Here is a 25,299-nt window from a genome sequence, read left to right as displayed (position 1 = left end):
GGGCCTAAAGGCGTTCGCGCCTGTCTCATCACAGGTTTCCAACTTCCGGCTTTCGGGCCGGCACCGCCTCGCATTATGGGAGGCGGTGCCGCCGGCTGGAGCCGACCGGCACCGACGCGAACGGGGGTTCAAGCGTTGGGTGTTGAGGGACGGATGCGCGGGCGCCGCGCGCGCATAGCAAACATATCGGTGATATCGGCGGGGCTGCTGCTGGCCGCCTGCGGTAGTGGCGGTGGCGTCAATTCGGGCGGATCAACCGCTCCGCCAACCGCCACACCGGCACCGACACCCGCGCCCAGCCCCGCACCGTCGCCGACGTCGTCCGCCGATAGCGCCGAATACAAGGCATCGGGCGCCGTAGTCATCGCGAAGGCCGCCTACGCCTATGACCGCGGCATCACCGGCAAGGGTGTGACGATCGCGGTGCTCGATACCGGCATCAACCGCGCGACGCCCGAGTTCGCCGGGCGCATCTCGCCCGACAGCACCGGCTTCGAGCAGCGGATCGCCAGATGCGGCACCTGTGCAGCGGAAACGCTTGCGCCGTTTCCGATCGACGACAAGGTCGGCCACGGCACCGAGGTGGCCTCCATCGCGCTCGCCGCCCGCAACGGTGCGGGGCCGCAAGGGCTGGCGCCAGAGGCGACGCTGCTCGCGCTCAAGATCGTCGGCGCCGACCTGTCGGGCCAGACCGCAGGCAGCACCGGTCCGATCCCGGAGAGCAGCAGCGCGAACGCGATGCTGATCGCACCGGCGATCCGCTACGCCGTCGAGAAAGGTGCGTTCGTCAGCGTGCTGTCGCTGAACGGCTTCGGCACCGGCCAGCTGGCGCAGGACCAGCGCGCCGCGATGGATCAGGTGCGCCTCGCCGACCGGCTGCTGGTCAATTCGATCGACAACGCGACCGGCAAGGACAGCTTCACCGGCGAGTTCGCCGAGAATCTCGTCGGCACCGACCGCGCCAACAAGGACTGGTTCCTGTTCGCGATCGGGGTCGACCAGAACGGTAACCCGCGCAGCGCGAACGGCAATGCCGGCCCGCTCGACGACCGGATGCTCGCGGCGGGCGGCAACAACGTCCAGGTCGTCGACAAGGACGGCAAGGTCGTCAGCGTCACCGGCAACAGCTTCGCCGCGCCTGCGGTGGCGGGAGCGGCAGCGCTCCTCAAGCAATATTGGCCCCAACTCGGCGGCAAGGCGATCAGCCGCATCCTGCTCGATACCGCCACCGACGCCGGGGCGCCCGGCGTGGATCCTGTATTCGGTGCGGGCATCCTCAACGTCGAGAAGGCGATGCAGGCGCAGGCGCCCGCTTCATCGTTCGTCGCCGCCGATGCGGTGCTAACGCGCTTTTCGTCGCTGACGACATCGGCACCGTTCGGCGGGTCGGCTGCGGCGGCAGCGCTGACCGGGCAGGTCGGCGGCATGACGGTGTTCGACCGCTACGGCCGCGATTATGGGATGACGGGCTCGGCCGGCGTGCGGGCTCGCGGGTCGGGTCTGCTGGCCAGTGCGATGGTCGGGCAGACGGATGTGTCATGGCGTGCGGCGCAGGCCGAGGCCGCCCGCTTCGGCTTCGCGACCAACGTCGGCGCCTATTCCGGGATGCGTCCGGCCGTACCTGCCGTTGTCTCCTTCGCACCTGCCGCCGGGCAGCAGGTCACGCTCGGCACCAACGTCGCGATCGGTGGCGGCAACGGGCTGGCGGGTTCGGCGCTGCGCGGCATCGCATCGATGCCGGTCGGCAGCATGTCGGCATGGTCCGGCGGGGGTTGGTCGGCGTCCTTCTCGAGTGGCACGTCTCGGGACGGCCGTCTCCGGCAACAGATCATCGGCTTCGCCATGCCGCTGGGTTTCGGGTTTGAACTGTCCGACCTCGCCGAACGCGATCAGGTGCTCGGCATGCGCAGCGACGCGATACTTGGCTTGGCCGGCGCGCGGACCACGTTGGCTACGCTGACCTACCGCCAGACGCTGGCAGGGATCGACATCGCCGCCCGCGCCACGGCTTCGTCGACCAGGGCGTCGGGGGGCTCGGACCTGCTGCGCTTCGGCGGACCGCTGATTGGAAGTGCCTTCGCGCTGGAGGGTGCACGCGGCCTGTTCGGCGGCCGCGCGACGCTCGGGCTGTCGTCGCCGCTGCGGGTGGAGCGCGCCCGCGCCATGCTGCTGGCGCCGGTGTCGTTCGACCTCGTCAGCGGTGCGCTCGTATCCCGCACCGTCGCAGTCGATCTCGCCCCGGAGGCTCGCGAACTGGACCTCGAACTGGGCTGGTCGACCGTCCTGTCGCCCACGTCGTCGCTGCGGGTCGGGGTCGCCCACGCCTTCGATGCGGGCCACGTCGCGGGCGCGTCCAACACCGCCGGCTTCGTCACCATCGCCATCCGCTGAACGAAACCAGGAGCAGGAACCATGAAGAAGACGCTCGCCGCCGCGGCCATCGTGATCGCCGCCGCACCCGTGCCGGGATCGGCGCAGACGCTATCGATTAAGGTCATCCAGCGGATCGGGGCCAGAAAGGAGGCACCCGCCGCCTTGCCGACTGCTGCAACACCGCAGGGCGGCAGTGGCCCGGAAACGCTGGCGTTTCCGCTCGACGTAGCCGGGGTCCGCCTGGGCATGTCGGCGAGCGAGGCACGGGCCGCGCTGGTGAAGGCCGGCTATGCGATGCCGGCGACCAGCGGCGTAAGCTACGGCCCGAGTTTCGCCGCCCGTGTCCGCGCAGAGGCGGCGCAGCGTCGCACTGGCGCCGCCACGTCGCCGGCGATGACCGACCGGGTGATGACCCAGCTTCAAGGCGTCGGCCCGAACCGCGAGACCATCACCGTCGGCCTCACCGCCGCGCCCGCTGGCGGGTCGACCGTCACCAGCGTCCATCTGACGATGCCGCAGGACGTGATGAAGGGCGACGTCTTCCTGCGCCAAGTCGTTGCCAAATACGGCAGGCCTGATGGCAGCCGCGACCAGGGCATGACGCTCGCGTGGTGCAGCGCGCCGCTGAAATCCGTCTGCGGCACGATCACGCCGTTCCAGCGCCGGCCCGGGGCGCTGCCGAACCTGACCGCCTCGGTCGTCTACAACGACAACACGATCCGGCTGCAGGACGGCACCGAGCAGGGCCGCGATCGCGACCGCACCTTCGCTGCGGCCGTCGATGGCGCCGCGCCAAAGACCGACCGCGCGGCGTTCTGAGGGCGCACGGTCATGATCGCCGTCATCGGAGCCGTCGCGATCGTCGCGCTGCTGATGCTCGTTGGTGTGCTCAACGCCACCGGCTTCTTCCGCGCGCTGCCGCTGATCCTGCTGCTGTGCGTGCTTTCGTTCGTCGCCGCGATGGTCGCGAAGGTGAACCTCGGACCGGAATGGACGGTGTGGGCCGGGATTGGCGCGCCTGCTGCGCTGCTATTGTGGGCGGCGTGGCGGCCGGGATCGTCGCGGACGAAGCTGTGGATCATGAGCGGCGCGTCGTTCGCGATGAACAGCCTCAAGTGGCTGGCGGTCACCGTCTGCGGGCTGACGCTGCCTGCCAACGGCTTCCACCTTGATGTGTGGCTGACGCGCGGCTGGCCGTGGGCGGTATTGGCGGCAGTCGCCTGGGGCGTGCAGGTGTTGGTGGACCGGGTGACCATCCGATCGATCGCTAGCGAGCCGGGGGCGGTTGATCGGGTCGAAACGTTGTAGATCGAACCGCGTCGATTGGCCGAGAGGAGAGGTATGTCGATTATCATCGCCGCGCTGCTGCTGGCAGCCGGAAACCCATGCGACGGCTCGGCCACCCGCGATGTCGAGCAATGTCTCGCCGCCGAACTCTCCCGCGCCGATGCCGAGCTCAACCGATATTATGCGGCGGCAACGAAGCGATTGACGGAGCAACAGGATACGGCCGCGCTAGCGAAGCTGCGCACGGCAGAACTGGCGTGGATCGCCTACCGCGATGCCGAATGCGACGCCGTCTATCAATGGTGGGGTCAAGGCACGATCCGGGGCGCTATGGCGCTTGGCTGCCGGAAGAAGGTCACCGAAGCGCGCACAATGGTTATCTGGCAGAACTGGCTGACCTACGCCGACAGCACGCAACCAATCTTGCCCAAACCGCGAAAAGAGGAATAATTTTCGTTACCTAAGGGCAGCTGTGCGCTGATGAAGGAAAGGTCGTGTCCGCTTTAGAGCGGTCATCTCGGCTCACCCCATCGCGAGTTAAGTTGCTTCGCATGCTCGACGTTTCGGCGACGCGAACCACAGCGGATAGCCCGTTGACTATTTTTGTCAACTAGCTCAATCGGGCTCCACGGAGGAAGCGATGGTCGCGGTAGGTTTGCAAATTAAAAGACGCCGCGATGCAATGGGTATATCTCAAGCATCGTTAGCAGCGCAGATTGGTGTCGATAAAAGTTACTTGAGTATGGTGGAGAGTGGCAAGCGTCTTCCGAATGAAGAGCAAATCGGTTTGATTGGTGCGATCCTTGGCCTGCCGCCAGAGTTGCTTTTATTGCAGGCCGGACGCTTGCCGAAGGATGTGCGGGGCGCGATTGAATCCGACGCTACAGCGGTCACAGCTGCGGTCCGCGTGTGGGCTGAGCAAGATGCAATCGTGTATCCGAGCAGGCCTTCGATTATCCCATCATCGACCGGTCGATCAAAGGCTGCTCCGAGGACGGCTAAGGCGATCCCGCCCCTCATCCATGTGAGCAAGGCCAGTACAACGTATCGTGCTCATAGCTATCACACGAAAGTCCCGCCGTCAGCGATCATCCCTTTCATCGAGGCTTTCACCAGTCCTGGCGACTTGGTCAGCGATCCGTTCTGCGGATCGGGCATGACCGGAGTTGCCGCATTAGACACCGGCAGGAACGCGCTTCTTTCGGACTTGTCGCCGGCGGCGGTCCACATCGCTCGGAACTACACCGCGCCCTGCGATCCGGTCGCATTCAAGGAGGCGTTGGTGCAGGTCGAACGCGACGTGCGGGCGACGATGGACTGGCTCTACGTGCCGATCGGAAGTCAGGGCGAGCGGATCGAATACACTGTCTGGAGCGACCTGTTTGCATGCGACGGCTGCTCTGAGCACATCACCTACTGGGACGCGTTGCATGAGGGGCTCGGCAAGGAGCTGGTCTGCCCGGTATGCACTCTGATACTCGAGAAGAGTCGACTGATCTGGGTCGGCGAGGTGCCCGTCCAGACACACGTTTCGAAATCGGGTAGGCGCATTTCAGCGCACGAGCCGACGGCTTCGGAGATGGCGCTGATCGAAGAGGTCGCCGGAACGGCAATCCCCTACTGGATACCCTCGAATTCGTTCGGGTCCGACCGCGAGATGTGGAGGTCGGCGCATGCGGCGATGGGCATCGCAACGGCCGCCGACTTCTACAGCAGACGCAATCTGCACGCGCTCGCTGCGATCCGGCACGCGATCGTGCAGGTGGCGGAGGGCCGAACGCGCGAGGCGCTGCTTTTCGCGTTCACCGCCTGCGTCAACCGCGCGTCGAAGCGCTATCAGTGGAATGCCAAGCGTCCCACGAACGTCATGACCGGCACGATGTATGTGTCGTCGCTGCGTTACGAATGGAACGTGCTCAGCCTTTTCCGACGCAAGGCTGCCGACGTCCTCCGCTTCTACGAGAGCCGGCAGGGCATCCAGACCCAGGCGCAGGTATTCCAGTCGTCGGCTACCGATCTTGGTTGCATCCCCGATCAGGCGGCGGACTTGGTGTTCATGGATCCGCCGTTTGGCTCGAACATCTTCTACGCCGACAGTTCGCTGCTCTGGGACGCTTGGCTGGGAGCGCAGACCGACCAGACCAACGAGATCGTGGTCAATCAGCGCCGACCCCGCGAGTCCGGGGGCAAGAATCTCGATCTCTACGGAGATCTCATGGCGAAGGCGTTCAGTGAGGCTGGCCGGATCATGCGCAGGGATGGACGAGGCGTTTTGGCGTTCTCGAACACGGACGACCGCGTGTGGACCGAAGTGCAGGATGCATTGTCGGATGCGGGCCTGGAGACGCGTAGCGTCCACGTCCTTAACAAGGGGCAACCCTCGATCAAGGGCGTAAAGGGGCTGTTGGGGCAGGAGAAGGTGACGAGGCTCGATCTGACCTTGACGCTCGCGCATCGGACCCGCCCTGTCAGAAAGCGCGAAGGCGCCCCGCCGGCGTTCGTCGATGCATCGATCCAGCGTGCGCTATCTGAGGGCGCAACCGATCCCGACCACCTCTATACCGCAGTGCTGCGCGACGTGCTGCAGGCTGATCTTTCCGCCACCGGCATCACGATCGGCGGTGTCGAGGCGAGGCGCGCCGCGCTCGGGCCGGTTCCAGCCGCGGGGCGGATGACGGACTTCGTCGCGCGCTACGTGACGGACGGTCCGCTGCCGGCGAGCAACGGCGGCAGGGCTCCTGACGGGCCGCCGTCGGACCGCCTGGTTCCCGGGTCGCGGAACACGGCGTTCTACAATGCGCACAGCTACCATACCAAGGTGCCGCCCGAGGCGATACGCCCGTTCATCAGCCACTTCTCTAAGCCGGGCGACGTCGTGCTAGATCCGTTCTGTGGTTCCGGCATGACCGGCGTCGCCGCTGCGATGGAAGGTCGCCGCGCGATCTTGAACGACCTGTCGCCGGCGGCGAGCCATCTCGCTTGGAACCACACGAACACCTGCGACGGCGCGGCGCTTGAGGCGGCATTCGACAGGATTGCGGCTTCGGTGAAGCCGGAGTTCGATCGCTTCTACTCTACGCGCGACGAGAACGGCGAACCGGCGGTCATCAGGTGGACGTTGTGGAGCACGAGGCACCGCTGCCCCGAGTGCCGCCACGACTTCCTGCTGTGGGACACGGTGGATCGGGCGACGGGCCGGATCACACGCGAGACGGAGTGCCCGTCGTGCGATCATCGGGCCGACCGGCGCCATTTCGAGGTCATCGGCAACGAACCAGCGTTCGTCGCCTTCGACCGTGCGGACGGCAGGCGTGGCCAGCGTGCGGCGACCGAGGAGGACCGTCGCGACGCAGATCTGCTGGCTGGCGTCATCGTCGATGCTCCCTTTCCCGACGTACCGCTCGGCGCCGATCGAGAGATGTATCAGCGATGCGCGCTTCATCTGCAGGGCGTCAGGGCGGTGCGGGACATGTATACCGATCGAAATCGGCTGGCCCTTTCGGTCTTGTGGAAGGCCATTCAGGCGGAGCTCGACGAGCGGCTTCGCTCCGCGCTGGCGTTCGCCTTCACCAACACCGCCTGGCATGGCACAAAGATGCGCCGGTTCAATGCGCGAGGAGGGCATCGGCCCCTAACCGGCACGTTATACGTTCCCCAACTGTCCGCCGAAGCGAACGTCCTGCAGGTGATGCGCAAGAAGATCGGCCAGCTGAAGTCCTACTACGCGGCTTTCAAGCCTGCGACGCCCGATGCGCCGAAGGTGCTGACGGGAAGCGCGACCGACCTGTCGCGCGTGCCGGATGGCAGCATCGACTACGTTTTCACCGATCCGCCGTTCGGTTCGAACATCTTCTACGCCGATTGCAATCTGATCTGGGAGGCGTGGCTTGGTCGCGTCACCGACCCCGCGCTGGAGGCTGTGGTCAACCGTTCCCTCTCCCCCCAGCATGGTGGGAAGACGTTGAACGACTATTCCGGCCTGATGGCCGCGTCGCTGGCCGAGATCTCGCGCGTTCTCAAGCCGGGGGGGTGGGCCACGGTCGTCTTCCACAATACCAACAGCGCGGTGTGGCGGTCTCTGAGCGAAGCTGCCGCCGCCGCCGGCTTCGAATTCCATGAGGCCGCGTCGTTGGACCGCAAGCAGCAGAGCCATAAGGGCTACAAGGGTCGCGACGGGCAGGAGAACGTCGCCCACTTCGATGTGGTCATGAACCTCCGCAAGCCGTCGGCGGCGCGAGCCGCGCCCGTCGGCCGCAATGCCGAGATCGACCTCGTCCGCCTCGTCGATGATGCGACCGCCATACCCGAAGTAGCGGCGCGGGGCGTGCAAGGCGTCCATGCGGAAGTCATGCGGCGGCTGATGTCGGAGGGGCGGACGTCCTTCCCCGACTTCCACCAGATCCGGTCACTGATGAACCACGTCAGTTGACACCAGCTGATTTTTAGCTGATCTACAGCTTACTAAGCTGCGTAGTTTGCGGAAAAGGCAGCTGCGTTGTCGATATGGGCTGAGGAAAATGGACGATATTCTCACCATCCGAGACGTTGCGACTCGCCTCAAGCTGGGCGAGCGCACGGTCACGTCCATGCTCGCCGACGGCGAGCTGCCTGGCTTCAAGCTGCGCGGCCAATGGCGTCTTCGTCGTGATCACTTCGAGCGTTGGCTCGCCGAAGTCGCCGCAGGCGGACACGTCCAGTCGGTGACTGCCGACATCATGGGCAGCGTCCAGATCGTCCCGGTAGCGCCCGATCAGGAACGAGGGGGCGATGAGGCCGCTTTGGGCGCTGACGATGGCCTGTCGCTGCTGACGGAGAAGGTCCCGCAGTCGGAGTTGCATCGCCGGTTTCTTCAGGCGCTCGGCGGCCGTGTGCGCTCGCACAGCGACTTCGACCAGAAGCCGATGGAGGCCGACCTTGCGCCGCCTCTGCCGACAAGGGTGCGGGTCTACATGTTCAACGCGACCCGCCCCCCCGGGGGCAGGCCCACGGGCGAGCACAAGATCCAGCTGATTGTTCCGGGCCAGAAGCGGGGACAGCGGGCGAACTTCGACCATTCGGGCGGGCGTATCGTCCTGCTGGCCGGATATGCGGCGGAGGACGACGTGTTCGTGATCTGGGATGCTGGTCTCTACAACGACTTCGCTTGGTCGCGTAACGTTCAGGTCAGGGCGGCCACCATCATCGAGGCCACGGCGGGCAAGATAGCGCATCAGGAGCGTCGACTGCGCCCCGGCGACGGGGACGCGGTCACCGAAACCCTTCTTGCGTGCCCGCCGGGGCGCTTGGCCGATGCCATAGTCAAGCGCGTCGAGATGACGCGCGACCGGATGGCCGGGGCGTAGCATGGGCCGGCTTCGCGATCACGACTTCAAGCGGGCGTACCACAAACCCGAGGACGACGTGGCGGAGGGATTCTACCTTCCGGCGGTTCGTGCGGCGCTGACGTATGATCGCGCGGTCGGCTTCTTCTCGAGCACGATCTTCCTGCTGGCCTGGCCCAGCCTGAAGGAATTCGTGGGTGCGGGCGGGAAGATGCGTCTGATCTGCTCGCCGATACTCTCCGATGGCGACCATGAGGCGCTGCGCGACGGCTACAGCGAGCGCGCCGAGGCCGAGGCGGGCGCCGCGATCGCGGAATCGTTCAGGCAGCTGATGGCGAGCGACGGAATGTCCAAGCCCGCGGTCGTGCTTGCCTCCCTGGTCGCCGCAGGCGTGATCGACTGCAAGATCGCATGGGTGGGCGACGAGGCCGGCGGGCGGCCGAAGCGGCTTTTCCACGACAAGGTGGGCATCCTCGCCGACCGTTTCGGCGATCGTGTCGCGTTCAAGGGTTCGATGAACGAGACTTGGCCTGGTCTGGCGAGGGACGGCAACCTCGAGTCCGTCGACGTGTTCGCGAGCTGGCGAGATGACGGCGAGGGGCTGCGAGTCGAGGACGAGGCCGCCTATTTCGAGAGGGTGTGGGACGATCAGTGGCCGGGGATCACAGTGCGCTCGCTGCCCGACACCGCCCGCGAGGCGATCGTGTCGGCCGCCGATGCGGGGCGTTGGCCGGACTTCGTCGACGAAATCTGCCTCGAGCTCGAGCAGGCGGCGCGTTGGTCGGCCGAAGCCGGCAGCGCCGACGGGCGCGCGCCTCGTCCGCATCAGGTCGCTGGGCTGGATGCGTGGGAAGCGCGAGGGCGACGGGGAATCCTGAAGCACGCCACCGGTTCGGGCAAGACGTTCACCGCCCTGTGCGCGATCGGCGATGCGTTCCGGCGCGGCGAGACGCCGCTCGTTCTAGTCCCGAGCGAACTTCTCCTGAATCAGTGGGAGGTTGAGCTGCGCGGCACGTTCGCGCATGCCGGCTTGCAGCTGATGGTCTGTGGCGGCGGCAACGCCACCTGGCGCGACGGCGCCAGATTGCGCACTTGGACGCGTCCGGGGGCGCAAGGCGCTCCTCGTGCGGTCGTGTCGACCATCCAGACCGCTTCGAGCGAGGAGTTCCGCGGGCTGCTGGTCGGGGGTAACCATCTGTTCATGGTCGCCGACGAAGTGCATCGGCTGGGCGCCGCTGGCGCCAGCCGGCTGCTGACCCTGGATACGGGTCCTCGGCTTGGGCTCAGCGCGACCCCCGAGCGGGCGGGCGACCCCGACGGCACCAAGCTGATTTTGGATTACTTCGGGGGCATCGTGCCGCCCCCGTTCGGGCTCGAGGATGCGATCCGGGCTGGCGCCCTCACGCCCTACGCCTACAACGTCCATACGGTGTCGCTGGACGCGGGCGAGCGGGCCGAGTGGATCAGCGTGACCGACGAGTTCCGTCGGCTCTACGCGAGATCGATGGCTGGCGGCGGCGACGCCGACTCGGGTCAGTCCGCGCGTCTGAAGCTGCTGCTGATCAGGCGCGCCAGGATCATCAAGTCGGCAAAGGCCAAGGTGCCGCTCGCCGGCGCGATCCTGGCTCGCGCGTATCGGGCTGGCCAGCGCTGGATCGTCTACTGCGACGATCAGGGGCAGCTGGCATCCGTCAAGCGAGCGATTTCCGAAGCGGGCATCGCCGACGTCTACGAATACCACAGCGCGATGGTCGGTGACCGCGCCCGCACGCTCGAGGTGTTCGGGGAGCGCGGCGGCGTCGTTGTGTCGATCCGCTGCCTGGACGAGGGGGTGGACATTCCTTCGGTTACCCACGCGTTGATCCTGGCGTCGTCGAAGAACCCGCGCGAGTTTATCCAACGCCGCGGCCGGGTGCTGCGCCGCTCTCCGGGTAAGGCGCTTGCGCATCTGCACGACGTGATCGTCGTGCCGGAAACCGACGACGACGACGCGATGGGCGGCTCGATCCTGAAGGGAGAGCTGGCGCGCGCGATCGAGTTCGGCGGCCACGCCGTCAACCCTGGCGCGGTCGCCGACCTCCGGCGCCTGGCCGCGGCGGCTGGCTTCGACTGGGCGACGCTGACCGGAAACGGCTTCGAAGCCGACGAATTGGAAGAGATGGAGATGGCAGATGCCTGACGAAGCTCGCGTGAATCGGGACGCATCGGTCGCCGACACTATCGAACGGGTGCGATCCGACCGGTATCCCGACGTCGATCGCGATCTCGTGCTGGAGATCCTGCGCCTTCACGCAGACGGCGTGGTGGCCGACAACGTTCTTCGTCAGGTCGACGAGGCGATCGCCCAGCGCGCGGCGGAGGCGAACTGATGCTGCGGATCAAGTCCCTTCACCTGAAGGATTTCGGTGCGTTCAAGGGCGAGCAGGCGTTCGACCTGCCCAGCGACGAGGGCGTCACCGTGTTCTACGGCGAGAACATGCGGGGCAAGACGACCTTGCTGAACGCCTTCCGCTTCGCGCTGTTCGGCAAGATCATCGGCCGAGGGCGCCGGGCGGTCTCCTTCCACGACATGATCAACTGGGAGGCCCGCGCAGACGGTGCGCGCAGCTTCGAGGTGCGGCTCGAGCTGAGCCACGCAGGGGCGGACTACCGGCTCACCCGGACCTGTCGACCGAAGTCCGGGGCGGGCGCCCCCGCCGGGCATTCGGACTACGTCGCCGACTACTATCTCGAGCGCGGCGGACACATCCTGCCCGCGCAGCAGGCGGCGATCGAATTGGAACGCATCCTGCCGGAACAGATCGCTCGGTTCTTCCTGTTCGACGGCGAATTGCTGCAGGAGTACGAGGACCTGCTCCACGGCGACACGGACATGGGGCCCAAGATCAGCCAGGCGATCGAACGCATCCTCGGTCTGCCGACGCTGACGAAGTCCCGCGACACTCTGAAGCTGGCGCTGGACAAGGCCGAGGAACGGGTGGCGGTCGCCGCCCAAGGTGATCAGAAGACGCGCGAATTCGGCAATCAGCTCCAAAGTCTGGTCGAAGAGCGCGAGGTGCTCACTCAGGACCTGTTTCGGCATGAGAGAGACCTTGAGGGGCTGCGAGCGAAGAAGGTCGCGATCGAGGACGACATGCGCCGTCGCGAGCGCATGGCGACGCTTCTGGACAAGCGTGATCGGCTCGCCGGTGAGGTGGGTGGCCTGCAGAAGATCATCAGCGAGAAGAAGGACGATATCGGGAAGGCCATGGCGCCGGCCTGGTCGGCCATCATTCGACCCCGGCTGGTCGTGGCGGTCACCGCTCACCGGGCCCGTGAAGTGGAACTTCAGAGCGCCGTCACGCGGGCGCAGGTCCTTCACAGTCTCGCCGAGGGTCACGAGGCGTCCTGCCCCACATGTCTGCAGACCGTCCCGCCGGAAGCGCAGGCCAAAATCCGAGCAATGCTTCCGAGCGGGCAGGGTTCGACGGACGAGGCGCAACGCGAGCTGGGCGGGGTTCGCCGCAGACTCGACGCGCTCGAAGCGCAGCTTGCAGTGTCCAACCCCGAGGCCCTGCGCCTGCTATGGGCAGACCTCGAGGCAAAGCGTCTCGAGATGTATGCGAAGTCGGCCGAGATCGAAGAGATCGAGAAGCAGCTGACCGGCGATGCCGAGGATGAGTTGAAAGGGCTGCGTCGAGATTACGATTCCATCGTTCGGCAGATCGCGGCCTTGGAGGAAGGAATCAAGGCGACGAACGAAAAGCTCGCCGGGAACGCCAACTACCGCGACAACATTCAGAAGCGTCTCGACAAGCTGGCTGGCGGGCAGATGGACTCCGAACGCCGGCGCCGCGACATGGCGAGCAGGCTGTATGAGTTGTTCAAGGACAGCGTGGACGTCTACCGCGACCAGCTCCGTCATCGGGTGGAGGCGGACGCAAGCCGATACTTCAAGCTGCTGACCACGGAGCAGGACTACGCAGGACTGCGCATCAACGACAGCTACGGTCTGATGATCGTCCATCGGGATGGCAGCGACATCCCGGTGCGATCGGCGGGCGCGGAGCACGTGGTCGCGCTCTCGCTCGTCGCGGCGCTGCAGAACAACGCGCAGCTACGCGGTCCGATCGTGATCGACTCTCCCTTTGGACGTCTCGACGGCGGCCATCGGTCGCGGATCGTGGAGGTTCTTCCGGACATGGCCGACCAAGTCGTCCTGCTAGTCTACGAGGAGGAACTGCCGCCGGCTCGCGCACGGGAGGCGCTGAAGGGTCGCCTTCGGTCCGAGTGGGCGCTGGAACGTCAGTCGGCCCGGCACACCGAATTGGTCAAGCGATAGGAGACGGAGAGATGGCAGCGGAGAAGACCACCGACAAGAAGACTATCGGCGTGACGTCCGGCAACGAGCGGATACTGGCTTCGCTGGCCGCCGAAGGGCTGTTCTCTACCGATATCGAGGCGGCGAAGTTCGCCATGGCGCACGCGATCGACATGGACGTCAAGCGCGGAACGACGGACGGCGCCGGGACGAAGTGGAACGTCGGCAGCTTCGATTCCGATGGGGCGCTCAAGGCGGTGGTGGAGGCGCTCTATCCTGAGGAGGGGCAGCCCTACAGACTCGTTGAGCACCTCATCAACGAAGGTTTGAAGCTATTTGACAAGGGCTCCGCCCTCCCGCCCGACGTCGCCGGAACCCTGTTCGCGACTAAGTCTGCATAGGAGCACACGAGATGGCTCGTCTCAACAAGGAAGGCCTGTTCGGGCGGGTCATCGACGCCATCGTCGCCGACGGTTGGCACGTCGAGCGGTTTACCGGCCTTGGCGTCCATCCAGCGCGTTTCGCCATGCGCAAGGACGGCGTGGAGCACGTTGTCAGGCTCTACATCTGGAATCTGTCGCACGGAGGCAAGAGCCGTTCAGCAGAGGAGTTCCGCATCCAAGTCACAGGGATTGACGGCTTCGAGGTTGAGCCGAACGGCCGGACGCTTATCCTCGGCTTTAGTCAGCAGTTCGGCGTCTTCGCCGGATTCGATATCTATCACCGGCTCAAGGGTATCGGCGTCTCGCCTTCGATCCAGATAACAGCCGCAACGCTTTTGGCTGCGGCTGATCATGGAGCTGAAAAGCAGGACAAAACGAAGAGCGAGTGGGCCATCGCAATCCGTCCCGACAGGGTCGCGCGATACATTCAGCATTTAAGCTCAGCCCATACTGGCGACATCGGGCCGCTTCTCGCTGATGCCCAAAGCCCATTCGCTGACGCGCTATCTTCGGAGATCGCATCCCTCGCGGAGACTGCCGCCGGTTTTGATCTCAGTAGGCCAGGCGAAGTCGACCTTCGTGCCAATATCGAGGCTGGTGTTGACGGAGTACTTGCCGCCCTTGGCGAAGGCCCGACCGGTGCGCTGGCACAAATTGGGCATAACCAGCCGCCTGAGCCGATCGAGGAACCGCCATCCCTCGGTAGCGAGATTAAAGACGCAGCGGAGCAAATCAGGGACCATTTAAAGTCGGACACCGTCGATCCGCGTGAAATAGGTAGACGAGGTGCTCTGCTGGCGTGGGCACGCAAAATCCTCGATGCGGCCAAAAGCGAGGGTGCCAAGGTTCTCGAAAAAGGCAAGGATATAGCACGCGAATATATGGCTAAGGCCCTGTGGGGCGGCGCTGGTACGGTAGGCATGATCTTTAAGGAGGAAATCGTAGAGGCATTGCGCCATCTTGCCGGCAGTGTCCTAAATTGGCTCCAACATATCGTTGTTTTTTGAGATGAGACGTTAGCCGCGTAGATTGTCGTTCCTGCGATGGCGAGATAAAATAATCCCAAGTAGCCGCTGCAAGAAGATGCGATCTTTGTATAACAAAGTTCATTCCATTTGGTCATTCAAATTTTCTCGTCGACCGATCTGAAGCGACTTCGCGGCTTTCTATGACATGCAATTAATAGCCGATTACAATGAGATGGTAAGGCATTCGAACCCTGCTATGGCCGTAAAGTGCGTCCGCGACCGCACAGGTCCCCTCGTAGTCCTTGCTAACTACGGTTCGTCCCAGACTCTTACGCCGGTAGCCATTGGGAACAGCAAGAGCGAGAACGTTCAATTCAACCATGACCAGTGCTTGTATGAGGTCTCGATAAATCGCATTACCAAGCCATGCGCGGCCTGCCTCGATTTCAAGACCGCAGCGCCATTCGTGGTGAAATGCATCAATTTCATATTGCAGCGCCGGAGCGCCATTCTCACCGAAGAAGACAGGTCGCTTAATTTTGTCAGCTTGCGCTTTCCCCTGCTCGACGACAAACCCCAACGCGACCAAATCTGCAGCTAGGGTGGAGAGGACCTGGTTGCTCGTCATGCCCTTTTCTCTGCCTGTAGTGGCGATTAAGGCTTCCTTAGTTCTAAACGCATCAACCAGTTGCGCGGCGAAGCTTGGGGGTGACTCAGTCCTGGGAAACGTCGAAAAGCGTATCGTCGAGCTCATTCAATCTCCCCCATCGGTGTTGTACCACGCATTGATGCAGCCGGGGGGCGAGGCGGTAAAGCCTGGCGGTCAGGTTTCGTATTCCGGTCGCTGTTGGTCGCTCAAACCTGCTCGCTGGTCGAGAACGGCGAAGGTCAGCGCGAATGACCGCTTCTGGCTACTGATGTCGAAAGTGCGCGGCAGAGCAGTTTAGAAGCCTTGCACGTTGTGCCATCACAGTGTAGCAACTTGGTGTGCAAGTCTCTCTTGCGCGTCAATGATTTCAACTACTTGATGAGCGTGCTGGACGGGTGGGACTCCTGCCGCCCCAGCCAATTCACAGCTAAGTGATTGATCGAACTGGCTAACCCCGGTCCGGATACCCCAGTATGTACAGTCGACTGTGCCAATGGGGTGTGCGGGGAGATCAACGCCCTTGGCCTCGCTCCAGCATGTCTATCGCCGCGGCCACATTTCTGGTGGCGCAGGGTTCATTCTTCGTTCCATAATGCACCCATCGACGTTCGCCTGTCGCTCGGGACCCCCGACCGGCTGCAGGCGCGGAACCGGGGCGCGGTGCTGACCGCGTCCTATGATCGGGTGGTGACCATGCTGAACGAACATGTTCGCGCCAATCGCGAACTGACCGAGCGCGAACTTCAGGCGATCGCCAAGGCGATGTACGAGGAACGCCTCGCCGAGGTCTGTACCGAGCAGCGCGCCACGCCCTACGATGCCGAGCATCATTCGGCCGCGAACCGCGCCTTCGTCGACTATTTCCAGCGCCTGACGCTGCAGGGCGGGCATATGTCGTTCCTGCCCGACGAACGGCGCAAGCTGGAGGCTGAGGGTTGGGATGCGCAGCGCATCGCCGATCTGCAAACGATCATCGCCTTGCGGGAGAATAAAGGCGTCAGTCCGATCCGCCGGGACGAAATCGACCGGCCCCTTGCGGCTGCGGGCTTCGCGATCGACGACCGGCTGCGGTGGCTGGTCGAGCTCGCCCTCTATCCGACCTATCGCGACGTCTATGCCAATGCCGAGCAGTAATTGCGGACATTGGTGCAGCCGGTCGAGGCGACGGCGTCTCCGTCACCACCACAATCTGTCCCTGCGCCGGCCAATGACCCATCGCCACAGGTGTCATCCGGCATTTTCGGTGTTCCGGACGACTGGATGCACTGCGGCCCTGTCGAGGCGGCGGAGCGGATGATTGCGGAAACGCCAAGGCTTCTTGAGCATCGGCGCGACGGCAAGCGCGCGAAGGATAGCGTCGGCGAGCAGACGCTTCGGCAGATTCGCTGGGCGGCGACCCTGCTGCAGAAATCACTGCCAGCGGGGACGCCGCTCTGGAGGTGACCAAGGCAGACATTCTCGAGTTGGACGGCCATTTCGACAATCTGCCGATCCACTACGGCAAGTCGCCGCGTGATCGCGTGCTGGAGCAGACGCTCGACGAAGCCGTCGCGCTGGCGGCGGAGGATGTCGCCGACGGCAAGCTGAATATGGACGATATCGGGTTTTCCACTGGCACGACCAACAAGCATTTCAACAAGCTGGCGCAAATCCATGCGTTCATGCGCACCCATGTCGACGCGGCGCCGGTCATCGACTTTGCGCTGTTCACCGTTGCGATCGACGCGGACGAACGCGAAGCCCGAAAGCGCTACACGCGGGAACAGGGCGAAGCGTTGTTCAAGCTGCCACCCTGGACCGGATGCGAGGGGACCGGCGAGCGGCTGGAGGCGGGCAAGACCGTCGTCCACGACGGTCTGTTTTTCGTGCTGCTGCTGGTCTGGTACACCGGTGCCCGCCGGGAGGAACTGTGTAAGCTGATGCTGGACGATGTGGAGCATCGGCACGGCATCCACTATCTGCTGATCCGTGCGACCGAGACGGGGCGCGTCAAGAACAAGTCCGCCCGCCGGGTCGTCGTCATTGCGGACGAACTCGTCCGCCTTGGCTTTCTGCGCTACGTAGACGCGATGCGAGCGGCGGGCGAACGCCTGCTGTTCCCCGAACTGGTGCCCGGCGGCAATACCAAGCGGAAGCTCGGCGACGTCTTCTACAAACTGTGGTGGATGTACATTGCGCCGATGGTGCCCGACCTGAAGCGCGGACAGGCGATGCATTCGGCGCGGCACATGGTGTCGGACGAGCTGAAGGATCAGGAAGTGTTTCTCGAATTCCGCAACGATCATCTCGGGCACCGTGGTAAGGGCGGCGAGGACGAGACGCGCTATCCCGCAGCGGCCTCGCTCCAGAAGCTGAAGTCGGTGGTCGAGAAGATCCCCGTGGTGACGGGGCATCTCCCGGATCAGCGCAAGATCAACCTCTTGCCAGCAGGATTGCGTCAGCCACGGCCGACACGGGGTAAGGAGCGCGACAGGGAGGAAACAGGTGCCTGATACCCGTCTGTTCGCCCAACGCGCGGCGAACGGACTGGCGATGCGTCAGGCCGGACAGACCGCTGCCGTTTGCCGGCACTGAACGAACAGCAGGATCACCAGCGCCAGGGCTGCCATGCCCGCACCGGCGATCGCGACGGCGGGCAAGCCCAGTCCCGCACCGATCACCCCTCCGCCGAGCGCCGCGCCGATCGCGTTGCCAAGGTTGAACGCGCCGATGTTCATCGCCGAGGCAAGGTTCGGCGCATCGGCTGCCGCCACCATTACCCGCATTTGCAACGGCGGTACGATGGCGAAGCTGGCGATGCCCCAGATGAGGATGGCGCCGCCGGCGGCCCATGGCCATTGCATGACGCCCGCGAACACGACCAGCACCGCCGCGAGGACGGCGAAGCTGCCGATCAGCGTCCGCTCGATCGACCGATCGGCAAGGCGACCGCCGAGCGTGTTCCCGATCGTCAGCCCGATCCCGTACAGCACCAGCATCGCCGTAACGAACCCGGTCGAGCCATGGGTTTCCTCACGCAGGATCGGGACGATGTAGGTGAAGACGGTGAACATCGCGCTGGCACCGACCACAGTCAGCGCCAGCGCCGCCAGCACCGGTCCGCGTGTCAGGACGCGGAGTTCCGCCGCCATGTCGCCCTCCGTCGATGCCGGGAGCGAGGGCAGGGCAAAGCGCAGCGCCACGATCGCCACGGCACCGACGCCGGCAATGCCCGCAAACGCCGTGCGCCAGCCCAGCACCTCGCCGGCCCAGGTCGCGAGCGGCACGCCGCCGATCGTCGCCACCGTCAGCCCGGTGAACATCGCGGCGACCGCGCCCGCGCGCCGGTCGGGCGGCACGAGGCTGGCGGCGACCACCGAGCCGACACCGAAGAACGCGCCGTGATTGAACGAGGTGACGATCCGTGCCGCCATCAGCATCCAATAGCCGTCGGCGATCGCGGACAGTGCGTTGCCGATCGTGAAGATAGCCATCAGCCCGATCAGCAGCGTTCGCCGGTTCAGGCGCCCGGTCGTCAGTGTCATCAGCGGCGCGCCGATCAGGACGCCCATCGCATAGGCGCTGACCAGCAGCCCCGCCGCCGGGATCGAGACGCCCAGATCGGATGCGATGCCTGGCAGCATGCCCATCGGCGCGAACTCGGTCACACCGATGCCGAACGCGCCCATGGCGAGCGCGAGAAGGGGGAAATTCAGCTTCATCGAATGGCTCCCTTTCGTCAGACGAGTGGCGGGTTCAGGCGGGCGAAGCCCTCCTGCTGCACGTACGGGGTGTGCGGGTACGGCGGCAGCACGGCGCTCGCCGCATCCAGCGCGGTCATCTGCTCCGCCGTCAGCGACCAGCCGACCGCGCCGAGATTGTCGCGCAACTGCGCTTCGTTGCGCGCCCCGATGATGACCGAGGCGACGGTCGGCCGCTGCAACAACCAGTTGATCGCGATCTGCGGCACGCTCTTGCCCGTCTCGGCCGCGACCGCCTCCAGCGCATCGATCACGCGGTAGAGATGCTCGGCCTCGACCGGCGGCGCGAACTGTTCGGTATCGTGCAGGCGGCTGCCTGCAGGGATCGGACGGTCGCGCCCGATCCTGCCGGTCAACCGGCCCCAGCCGAGCGGGCTCCAGACCAGCGCGCCGACGCCCTGGTCACGGCCGAGCGGCATCAGGTCCGCCTCATAGGCGCGACCGATCAGCGAATAGTAGACCTGATGGGCGACGAGCCGGGGCCGACCGTGCCGATCCGCCAGGCCCTGCGCCTTCATCAACTGCCAGCCGGGATAGTTCGAGACGCCGGCATAGCGGACCTTGCCCGACGCGATCAGCCGGTCGAGCGTGGCCATCAGCTCATCGGTCGGTGTGGAGGCGTCGAAGGCGTGGAGCTGGAGCAGGTCGATATGGTCGGTGCCGAGCCGGCGCAGCGATACCTCCACCGCGCCGATCAGCCGGGCGCGCGAGACACCCCAGTCCTGCGGTCCGTCACCGATCGGCAGGCCGGTCTTGGTCGACAGCAGCACTGCGTCGCGCCGCCCCTTGATTGCCGCGCCCAGCACCTCCTCCGAGGCGCCGTTGGAATAGACGTCGGCAGTGTCGAATAGCGTGACCCCGGCATCGAGGCAGATGTCGACCAGCCGCCGCGCCTCGGCCGCATCGCTTTGTCCCCATGCGCCGAACAGCGGCCCGGTGCCGCCGAATGTGCCGGTGCCGAACGACAGCGCGGGTACCCGGAGTCCCGATGCGCCCAGTTGCCGATATTCCATTTGCCGCCCTTCCGTGTTTTCCATCAGGTGCATAGATGGCGGGACGGTTGCCGACACATAACCCGGCGGAAATGCGAAGGAGCTGTGCGTTGGATGCAAAGCTGATCGGGGGCACCGACCGAGCGCGTTCACTGGCGCTGTTCACTGCGGTGGTGGAGCAGGGGAGTTTTTCCGCTGCGGGCCTAGCGGTCGGCCTGACCGCTTCGGCGGTCGCGCGTGCGATTGACCGGATCGAGGCACGGTTGGGCGTGCGGCTGTTGCTGCGCTCGACCCGCATGTTGACGCTGACCGCCGAGGGCCAAGCCTATCTGCAAACCGCGCGGCGGATCCTGTCCGACCTCGACGACGCCGAGCAGCAGATCGCCGACCAGGGCGCGCCGCGCGGTCGGCTGCGGGTCAGCGCGGCGCTGTCGCATGGGCGGTTGTGCGTGGTGCCGCTGCTCAAGGATTTCGCGCGCCTCTATCCGCATATCCTGATCGACATCGCGCTGACCGATACGCTGGTCGACGTGGCCGGGGGCCAAGCCGATGTGGCGATCCGGTTCGGGCCGCTGGCGGACAGTAGTCTGACCGCGCGCAAGCTGGGTGAGAGCCGGCGGGTGATCGTCGCCGCACCCGACTATCTCGCCTGTCACGGAATGCCGGTGGTGCCGGAGGATCTGCACGGCCATAACTGCCTGAACTTCAATTTCCGCCGGGCGGAGCCGAGCTGGCCGTTCCGCCGCGACGGTCGGGATATGACGCTGACCGTGAAGGGGAATATTGAGGCGAACAACGGCGAGACGCTGGGGCAACTTGCCGCGGCGGGTGTCGGCATCACCCGTGTCGGCCGGTTCAGTGTGGTGGATGCGATCGCAGAGGGGCGGCTGGTGCCGCTCCTGGAAGACTATAATCCCGGCGACGTCGAGCTGATCCATGCGGTATTTGTGGGCGGCTCGACCGTGCCGGCGCGTGTCAGGGCCTTTGTCGACTTCCTCGCCGACCGGCTGGCGCATTGACGGCGGATCCATGTCGCGCCCGCCGGTATGGCGATGGAAAGCATCTTCTGCTATCAGCATCGCCGTCAAGCGATTCACGGAAGGAGGGCGACCATGACCGATCAGATCACGCCCGTCCGTGGGATTCGGTGCATCGGCGGCCTGTTTCGCCACTGACCTGCGCGGCTTTCCCCGACAGCCGCTGCCACCATCGCTGATACAAGGGCCGCGCCGGCTGGTGCGGTGACGTTTCCATGACCGACGACGACGAAGACCTGTTTCCGCGCGCATCCGTACTGCGCAAGGTTCTGTCCTTTACCTTCCGCCTGTGGCGCCGGACGCCGCTGCTGGCGGCCGCCTGTGCCATGGCGATGCTGCTTTCGACGCTGACCGAGGTGTTCGTGCCGCTCTATGCCGGCCGGATGATCGACGCCGTTGGTGGCGGTGATGCCGGTGCGGCGTGGCTGGCGTTCGGGGTCATCGCTGTTCTCGGGGCGGCCATGGTTGTGTTCCGCCATCTCGGCTGGTGGGCGATCACGCCGCTAACGCTCGACATGATGCGCGACGTGACGCAGGAGGCGTTCGCGCGCGTCCAGCGGCTGTCATCCGACTGGCATGCCAACGCCTTTTCCGGATCGACGGTGCGGCGGATTACGCGCGGCATGTGGGCGCTCGATACGCTCAACGACGTGCTGCTGCTTTCGCTATTGCCGTCGCTGACGGTGCTGGTCGGGACGGTGGTCCTGCTTGCCGCACACTGGCCGTTGCTCGGGCTGGTGATGGGGGTGGGGGCTCTTGCCTATATCGTGCTGACCGTCGGCTTGGCGACGCGCGTGCTCGCCCCGATCGCGCGACTGTCGAACCAGTGGGACACGAAGATGGGCGGCGTGCTGGCCGATGCGATCGGCACGAACGCGGTGGTGAAGGCATTCGGCGGTGAAGCGCAGGAAGAAGCGCTGCTCGCACGGACCGTCGCCAAGTGGCACCGGCGTACGCGCCGGACCTGGATGGCATTCACCTGGGCCGGGTCCGGCCAGCTCGCGCTGCTGTGGCTCATCCGCATCGTGGCCACCGGGGCGGCGTTGTGGCTGTGGTCGCGGGGGCAGGCGAGCGCGGGGGACATGGCCTATGTCATCACCAGCTATTTGGTGCTCAACGGCTATCTTCGTGACATCGGGCAATATGTCCATCAGCTCCAGCGCTCGGTGAACGAAATGGAGGAACTGGTCGCGCTTCACGACGAGCCGCTGGGTGTCGCCGATCGTGCCGACGCCCGTCCGATCGCGATCGAGGCGGGCGCGATCCGGTTCGAGGATGTGACCTTCCGTTATGCCGGGCAGGATCGCCCGCTCTACGAGCATCTAAGCGTCACGATCCCGGCCGGGCAGCGGGTCGGTCTGGTGGGACCGTCGGGATCGGGCAAGACCAGCTTCGTGAAGCTGATCCAGCGGCTCTACGACGTCGATGGCGGCCGGGTGACAATCGACGGGCAAGATGTGGCGCTGACGACGCAACGATCGCTGCGTCAGCAGGTCGCGATCGTTCCGCAGGAGCCGGTGCTGTTCCACCGCACCCTGGCCGAGAATATCGGCTATGGCCGCCCCGACGCCAGCCAGGCCGATATCGAACAGGCCGCGCGGCTTGCCAACGCCCATGACTTCATCATGGCGCTGCCCAAGGGCTATCGCACATTGGTTGGGGAACGTGGGGTGAAGCTTTCGGGCGGCGAGCGCCAGCGCGTGGCGATAGCGCGCGCGTTCCTGGCGGATGCCCCGATCCTGATCCTCGACGAGGCGACGTCTAGCCTCGATTCCGAGAGCGAGGCGGCGATCCAGCAGGCGATGGAACGGCTGATGGTCGGCCGTACCGCCATCGTCATCGCGCACCGGCTGTCGACCGTCCGGGCGCTCGACCGCATTCTGGTGTTCGCGGCGGGACGGATCGTCGAGGACGGCACGCATGACGACCTGCTGACGCTGGACGGTGGCCAGTATCGCCGCCTGTTCGAGCGGCAGGCGGGATCGGCGACGCCGGAAATCGCCTGACCGGGCCGGGATGCCGGCCCGGTCAGGCGACCCGGCATCGCATTCTCGCATGGAAAGGCGCATTCGTCGACGGCCCCTCATGGGGAGGGGCCGCCTTCCCCATCCTACGCGGTCGCGCCGCCATCGATGTTCAGCGTGGTGCCGGTGATATAGCTCGCATCTGGCCCGGCGAGGAACGCGACCGCGCCGGCGATCTCCTCTACCCGGCCATAGCGCCCGAGCGGAATGGCGCCCAGCACTTGTCCGGCGAACTCGCTGTCGGCGGGGTTCATGTCGGTGTCGATCGGCCCCGGCTGCACCGTGTTGACCAGGATGTTGCGCGGGGCAAGGTCCTTGGCCCAGCCGCGCGCCAGCGCCGCTACCGCCGCCTTGGTCGCGCTGTACACGGTGGTCGCGGGGAAGGCCATTTCGCCGGAGATGCTGCCGATCAGGATGATCCGCCCGCCATCGTTCAGGTGCGGCAGCGCCGCGCGGGTGCCGACATGCAGGCCCTTCACATTGACGCCGAACTGGCGGTCAAAGGTCTCGTCGGTGTCCTCGGCGACGGTCGAGAATTCCGCCACGCCGGCATTGTGGACCAGAATGTCGATCCCACCCAGAGCAGCGGCGGCCTGTTCGACGCCCGCGCGCTGCGAGGCCGGATCGGCGGCATCGGCCTGGAAAGCGAAGGCGGTGCCGCCCGCGCGCTCGATCGCCGACACGGTAGCGTCGGCGGCAGCCTTGTTGCCGGCATAGGTGATCGCGACGGTTGCGCCATCGGCCGCCAGCCGCTTGGCGATAGCCGAACCGATGCCGCGCGATCCGCCGGTGACGAGCGCCGTCCTGCCCTGAATCGACATAGATATTCTCCAAAAAATGCTGGCCCGCGATCACGCCGTCGTGCGCTGTCGGCAGGCGGGAAATGGGGTGATGCTTCGATAGTTCAAGAATGCCGAACTATTAAATCGAAGGTTGTGCCCTATATCGGTTCCATGGCCCGCTTCACGCATCCCCGGCTAGAGGACGTTCCGCTCGATCTGGCGCTGCACGCGCTGGCCGATCCCAATCGGCTGGCCATGGTGGCGCGGCTCGCCGAGACCGAACGGCTGAGCTGCACCGATGCCGCGCCGTGCGACTCCATCCCGAAGAGCACGCTGTCCAACCACCTGAAGCTGCTGCGTGCGGCGGGGTTGATCGACACGACGCAGGCCGGGCGTGAAATGATCAACACGCTGCGCCGCGCCGAATTTGACGGGCGCTTTCCCGGTCTCCTCGACGCGGTACTCGCCAACCGGCCGGTCTGATTACCGGCCGATCGTGACGAGTTCGGCCACGACATCCTCGGGCAGCGTCAGCGATGCCGCGGCGAGGTTTTCGTGGAGGTGCGCGACCGACGAGGTGCCGGGGATCAGCAGGATGTTGGGCGAGCGCTGGAGCAGCCATGCCAGCGCGACCTGCATCGGCGTTGCCTTCAGTCGTGCCGCCACATCGGAGAGTGTTGCCGACTGAAGCGGGCTGAACCCACCGAGCGGGAAGAACGGCACATAGGCGATGCCCTCCGCCGCCAGTGCGTCGATGAAGGCGTCGTCGTCGCGGTGGGCGAGGTTGTATTGGTTCTGCACGCAGACGATCGTGGCAATGTCGCGGGCTTCCTCGAATTGCGTCGGCGTCACGTTGCTGAGGCCGATATGCCGCACCAGACCCTGTCGCTGGAGATCGGCCACCGCCTTGAGCGGCGCGGCGAGCGATCCTTCGGCCGGCCCGTGGACGTCGAACATCAGGCGCAGGTTGACGACGTCGAGCGTCTCCAGCCCGAGGTTGGTCAGATTGTCCTCGACCGCACGGGCCAGTTCGTCCGGTTCGAACGCGGGCAGCCAGGATGCATCGTCGCCGCGGCGCGCGCCGATCTTGGTCACGATCAGCAGGTCGTCGGGGTAGGGGGACAGCGCTTCGCGGATCAGCCGGTTGGTGACGTGCGGGCCATAGAAGTCGCTGGTGTCGATGTGGTTGACCCCCGCCTCGACAGCGGCACGCAGGACGGCAAGCGCGGCATCGTGGTCGCGCGCCGGACCAAACACGCCGGGCCCGGCAAGTTGCATCGCGCCATAGCCGAGCCGCGTCACTTCGCGCCCGGCGAAGGAATAGGTGCCTGCCTGATCGATCATCGTCGTATCTCCTGTGCTGGCACCGAGATACGGCTTGCG

At 65.4% G+C, this 25,299-nt stretch carries 22 protein-coding genes; 17 read left to right on the top strand and 5 right to left on the bottom strand.

The window, feature by feature from the left end; genetic code table 11:
- The first annotated feature begins 189 nt into the window (after positions 1-189).
- From MF610_RS04780 to MF610_RS04730, 11 genes are all read left to right on the top strand, one after another.
- The gene (locus MF610_RS04780; RefSeq protein ID WP_242193227.1) at positions 190-2,391 is read left to right on the top strand and encodes a S8 family serine peptidase; all 2,202 of its coding nucleotides are present in this window, start codon (positions 190-192) and stop codon (positions 2,389-2,391) included.
- Between the two features lie 21 nt (positions 2,392-2,412).
- A complete protein-coding gene (locus MF610_RS04775) occupies positions 2,413-3,192 on the top strand; it encodes a hypothetical protein (protein WP_242193226.1) in 780 nt (259 codons plus the stop codon).
- Between the two features lie 12 nt (positions 3,193-3,204).
- Complete coding sequence (locus MF610_RS04770) at positions 3,205-3,681, top strand: hypothetical protein (protein WP_242193225.1); 477 nt, start codon at positions 3,205-3,207, stop codon at positions 3,679-3,681.
- Positions 3,682-3,714: 33 nt separating this feature from the next.
- Positions 3,715-4,110 carry a lysozyme inhibitor LprI family protein gene (locus tag MF610_RS04765; RefSeq protein WP_242193224.1) on the top strand — a complete coding sequence of 132 codons (396 nt, stop codon included), beginning with the start codon at positions 3,715-3,717 and terminating at the stop codon, positions 4,108-4,110.
- 190 nt (positions 4,111-4,300) lie between these two features.
- Positions 4,301-8,089, top strand: a complete 3,789-nt coding sequence (locus tag MF610_RS04760; RefSeq protein WP_242193223.1) for a DNA methyltransferase — start codon at positions 4,301-4,303, stop codon at positions 8,087-8,089.
- A gap of 88 nt (positions 8,090-8,177) precedes the next feature.
- The gene (locus tag MF610_RS04755) at positions 8,178-9,002 is read left to right on the top strand and encodes a helix-turn-helix domain-containing protein (RefSeq protein ID WP_242193221.1); all 825 of its coding nucleotides are present in this window, start codon (positions 8,178-8,180) and stop codon (positions 9,000-9,002) included.
- 1 nt (position 9,003) lies between these two features.
- Positions 9,004-11,160: a DEAD/DEAH box helicase family protein gene (locus MF610_RS04750; protein ID WP_242193220.1), complete on the top strand. Its 2,157-nt coding sequence runs from the start codon at positions 9,004-9,006 to the stop codon at positions 11,158-11,160.
- On the top strand, positions 11,153-11,350 hold the full coding sequence (locus tag MF610_RS04745) for a hypothetical protein (RefSeq protein WP_242193218.1): 198 nt from the start codon (positions 11,153-11,155) through the stop codon (positions 11,348-11,350). Before MF610_RS04750 ends, MF610_RS04745 begins: the two co-directional genes overlap by 8 nt.
- Complete coding sequence (locus MF610_RS04740) at positions 11,350-13,302, top strand: AAA family ATPase (protein WP_242193216.1); 1,953 nt, start codon at positions 11,350-11,352, stop codon at positions 13,300-13,302. Before MF610_RS04745 ends, MF610_RS04740 begins: the two co-directional genes overlap by 1 nt.
- An 11-nt stretch (positions 13,303-13,313) precedes the next feature.
- The gene (locus MF610_RS04735; protein ID WP_242193214.1) at positions 13,314-13,682 is read left to right on the top strand and encodes a hypothetical protein; all 369 of its coding nucleotides are present in this window, start codon (positions 13,314-13,316) and stop codon (positions 13,680-13,682) included.
- A gap of 11 nt (positions 13,683-13,693) precedes the next feature.
- Entirely contained in the window at positions 13,694-14,731 is a 1,038-nt protein-coding gene (locus tag MF610_RS04730) for a hypothetical protein (protein WP_242193212.1), read from the top strand.
- A gap of 172 nt (positions 14,732-14,903) precedes the next feature.
- Here MF610_RS04730 and MF610_RS04725 read toward each other — a convergent pair whose 3' ends face one another.
- Positions 14,904-15,446 carry a hypothetical protein gene (locus tag MF610_RS04725; RefSeq protein ID WP_242193210.1) on the bottom strand — a complete coding sequence of 181 codons (543 nt, stop codon included), beginning with the start codon at positions 15,444-15,446 and terminating at the stop codon, positions 14,904-14,906.
- 555 nt (positions 15,447-16,001) lie between these two features.
- On the opposite strand from MF610_RS04725, the gene MF610_RS04720 reads away from it, so the two are divergent.
- The 3 genes from MF610_RS04720 (at position 16,002) to MF610_RS04710 (ending at position 17,833) form a co-directional block, all read left to right on the top strand.
- Positions 16,002-16,475: a hypothetical protein gene (locus MF610_RS04720; protein ID WP_242193208.1), complete on the top strand. Its 474-nt coding sequence runs from the start codon at positions 16,002-16,004 to the stop codon at positions 16,473-16,475.
- A 90-nt stretch (positions 16,476-16,565) separates the two neighbouring features.
- Entirely contained in the window at positions 16,566-16,784 is a 219-nt protein-coding gene (locus MF610_RS04715; RefSeq protein WP_242193205.1) for a hypothetical protein, read from the top strand.
- A complete protein-coding gene (locus tag MF610_RS04710) occupies positions 16,781-17,833 on the top strand; it encodes a site-specific integrase (RefSeq protein ID WP_242193204.1) in 1,053 nt (350 codons plus the stop codon). Before MF610_RS04715 ends, MF610_RS04710 begins: the two co-directional genes overlap by 4 nt.
- Positions 17,834-17,878: 45 nt before the next feature.
- Here MF610_RS04710 and MF610_RS04705 read toward each other — a convergent pair whose 3' ends face one another.
- Entirely contained in the window at positions 17,879-19,042 is a 1,164-nt protein-coding gene (locus tag MF610_RS04705) for an MFS transporter (protein WP_242193203.1), read from the bottom strand.
- A 17-nt stretch (positions 19,043-19,059) separates the two neighbouring features.
- Positions 19,060-20,094: an aldo/keto reductase gene (locus MF610_RS04700; protein WP_242193607.1), complete on the bottom strand. Its 1,035-nt coding sequence runs from the start codon at positions 20,092-20,094 to the stop codon at positions 19,060-19,062.
- Between the two features lie 89 nt (positions 20,095-20,183).
- On the opposite strand from MF610_RS04700, the gene MF610_RS04695 reads away from it, so the two are divergent.
- Positions 20,184-21,092, top strand: coding sequence for a LysR family transcriptional regulator (locus tag MF610_RS04695; protein WP_242193201.1), 909 nt, complete (start codon positions 20,184-20,186; stop codon positions 21,090-21,092).
- Positions 21,093-21,325: 233 nt separating this feature from the next.
- Entirely contained in the window at positions 21,326-23,116 is a 1,791-nt protein-coding gene (locus MF610_RS04690; RefSeq protein WP_242193199.1) for an ABC transporter ATP-binding protein, read from the top strand.
- Positions 23,117-23,220: 104 nt separating this feature from the next.
- Here the strand turns inward: MF610_RS04690 and MF610_RS04685 are convergent, their stop codons facing one another.
- Positions 23,221-23,955: an SDR family NAD(P)-dependent oxidoreductase gene (locus MF610_RS04685; RefSeq protein ID WP_242193198.1), complete on the bottom strand. Its 735-nt coding sequence runs from the start codon at positions 23,953-23,955 to the stop codon at positions 23,221-23,223.
- Between the two features lie 132 nt (positions 23,956-24,087).
- Between MF610_RS04685 and MF610_RS04680 the strand changes: the two genes are divergently transcribed.
- Complete coding sequence (locus MF610_RS04680; RefSeq protein WP_242193197.1) at positions 24,088-24,399, top strand: ArsR/SmtB family transcription factor; 312 nt, start codon at positions 24,088-24,090, stop codon at positions 24,397-24,399.
- Here MF610_RS04680 and MF610_RS04675 read toward each other — a convergent pair whose 3' ends face one another.
- Entirely contained in the window at positions 24,400-25,260 is an 861-nt protein-coding gene (locus MF610_RS04675) for an aldo/keto reductase family oxidoreductase (RefSeq protein ID WP_242193195.1), read from the bottom strand.
- Positions 25,261-25,299 lie beyond the last annotated feature (39 nt).

It is taken from the genome of Sphingomonas hankookensis, assembly GCF_022664465.1.
Classification (GTDB): Bacteria; Pseudomonadota; Alphaproteobacteria; order Sphingomonadales; family Sphingomonadaceae; genus Sphingomonas; species Sphingomonas hankookensis.
Note: the sequence above shows the minus strand (reverse complement) of the source record. Positions and strands in the feature narration are given on the sequence as shown.

What these genes read in the sequence shown, in the direction of transcription:
- MF610_RS04775 (WP_242193226.1), top strand. Translation starts at nt 2,413, where the DNA reads ATGAAGAAGACGCTCGCCGCCGCGGCCATCGTGATCGCCGCCGCACCC.
- MF610_RS04770 (WP_242193225.1), top strand. Translation starts at nt 3,205, where the DNA reads ATGATCGCCGTCATCGGAGCCGTCGCGATCGTCGCGCTGCTGATGCTC.
- MF610_RS04765 (WP_242193224.1), top strand. Translation starts at nt 3,715, where the DNA reads ATGTCGATTATCATCGCCGCGCTGCTGCTGGCAGCCGGAAACCCATGC.
- MF610_RS04760 (WP_242193223.1), top strand. Translation starts at nt 4,301, where the DNA reads ATGGTCGCGGTAGGTTTGCAAATTAAAAGACGCCGCGATGCAATGGGT.
- MF610_RS04755 (WP_242193221.1), top strand. Translation starts at nt 8,178, where the DNA reads ATGGACGATATTCTCACCATCCGAGACGTTGCGACTCGCCTCAAGCTG.
- MF610_RS04750 (WP_242193220.1), top strand. Translation starts at nt 9,004, where the DNA reads ATGGGCCGGCTTCGCGATCACGACTTCAAGCGGGCGTACCACAAACCC.
- MF610_RS04745 (WP_242193218.1), top strand. Translation starts at nt 11,153, where the DNA reads ATGCCTGACGAAGCTCGCGTGAATCGGGACGCATCGGTCGCCGACACT.
- MF610_RS04740 (WP_242193216.1), top strand. Translation starts at nt 11,350, where the DNA reads ATGCTGCGGATCAAGTCCCTTCACCTGAAGGATTTCGGTGCGTTCAAG.
- MF610_RS04735 (WP_242193214.1), top strand. Translation starts at nt 13,314, where the DNA reads ATGGCAGCGGAGAAGACCACCGACAAGAAGACTATCGGCGTGACGTCC.
- MF610_RS04730 (WP_242193212.1), top strand. Translation starts at nt 13,694, where the DNA reads ATGGCTCGTCTCAACAAGGAAGGCCTGTTCGGGCGGGTCATCGACGCC.
- MF610_RS04725 (WP_242193210.1), bottom strand. Translation starts at nt 15,446, where the DNA reads ATGAGCTCGACGATACGCTTTTCGACGTTTCCCAGGACTGAGTCACCC.
- MF610_RS04705 (WP_242193203.1), bottom strand. Translation starts at nt 19,042, where the DNA reads ATGAAGCTGAATTTCCCCCTTCTCGCGCTCGCCATGGGCGCGTTCGGC.
- MF610_RS04700 (WP_242193607.1), bottom strand. Translation starts at nt 20,094, where the DNA reads ATGGAATATCGGCAACTGGGCGCATCGGGACTCCGGGTACCCGCGCTG.
- MF610_RS04690 (WP_242193199.1), top strand. Translation starts at nt 21,326, where the DNA reads ATGACCGACGACGACGAAGACCTGTTTCCGCGCGCATCCGTACTGCGC.
- MF610_RS04685 (WP_242193198.1), bottom strand. Translation starts at nt 23,955, where the DNA reads ATGTCGATTCAGGGCAGGACGGCGCTCGTCACCGGCGGATCGCGCGGC.
- MF610_RS04680 (WP_242193197.1), top strand. Translation starts at nt 24,088, where the DNA reads ATGGCCCGCTTCACGCATCCCCGGCTAGAGGACGTTCCGCTCGATCTG.
- MF610_RS04675 (WP_242193195.1), bottom strand. Translation starts at nt 25,260, where the DNA reads ATGATCGATCAGGCAGGCACCTATTCCTTCGCCGGGCGCGAAGTGACG.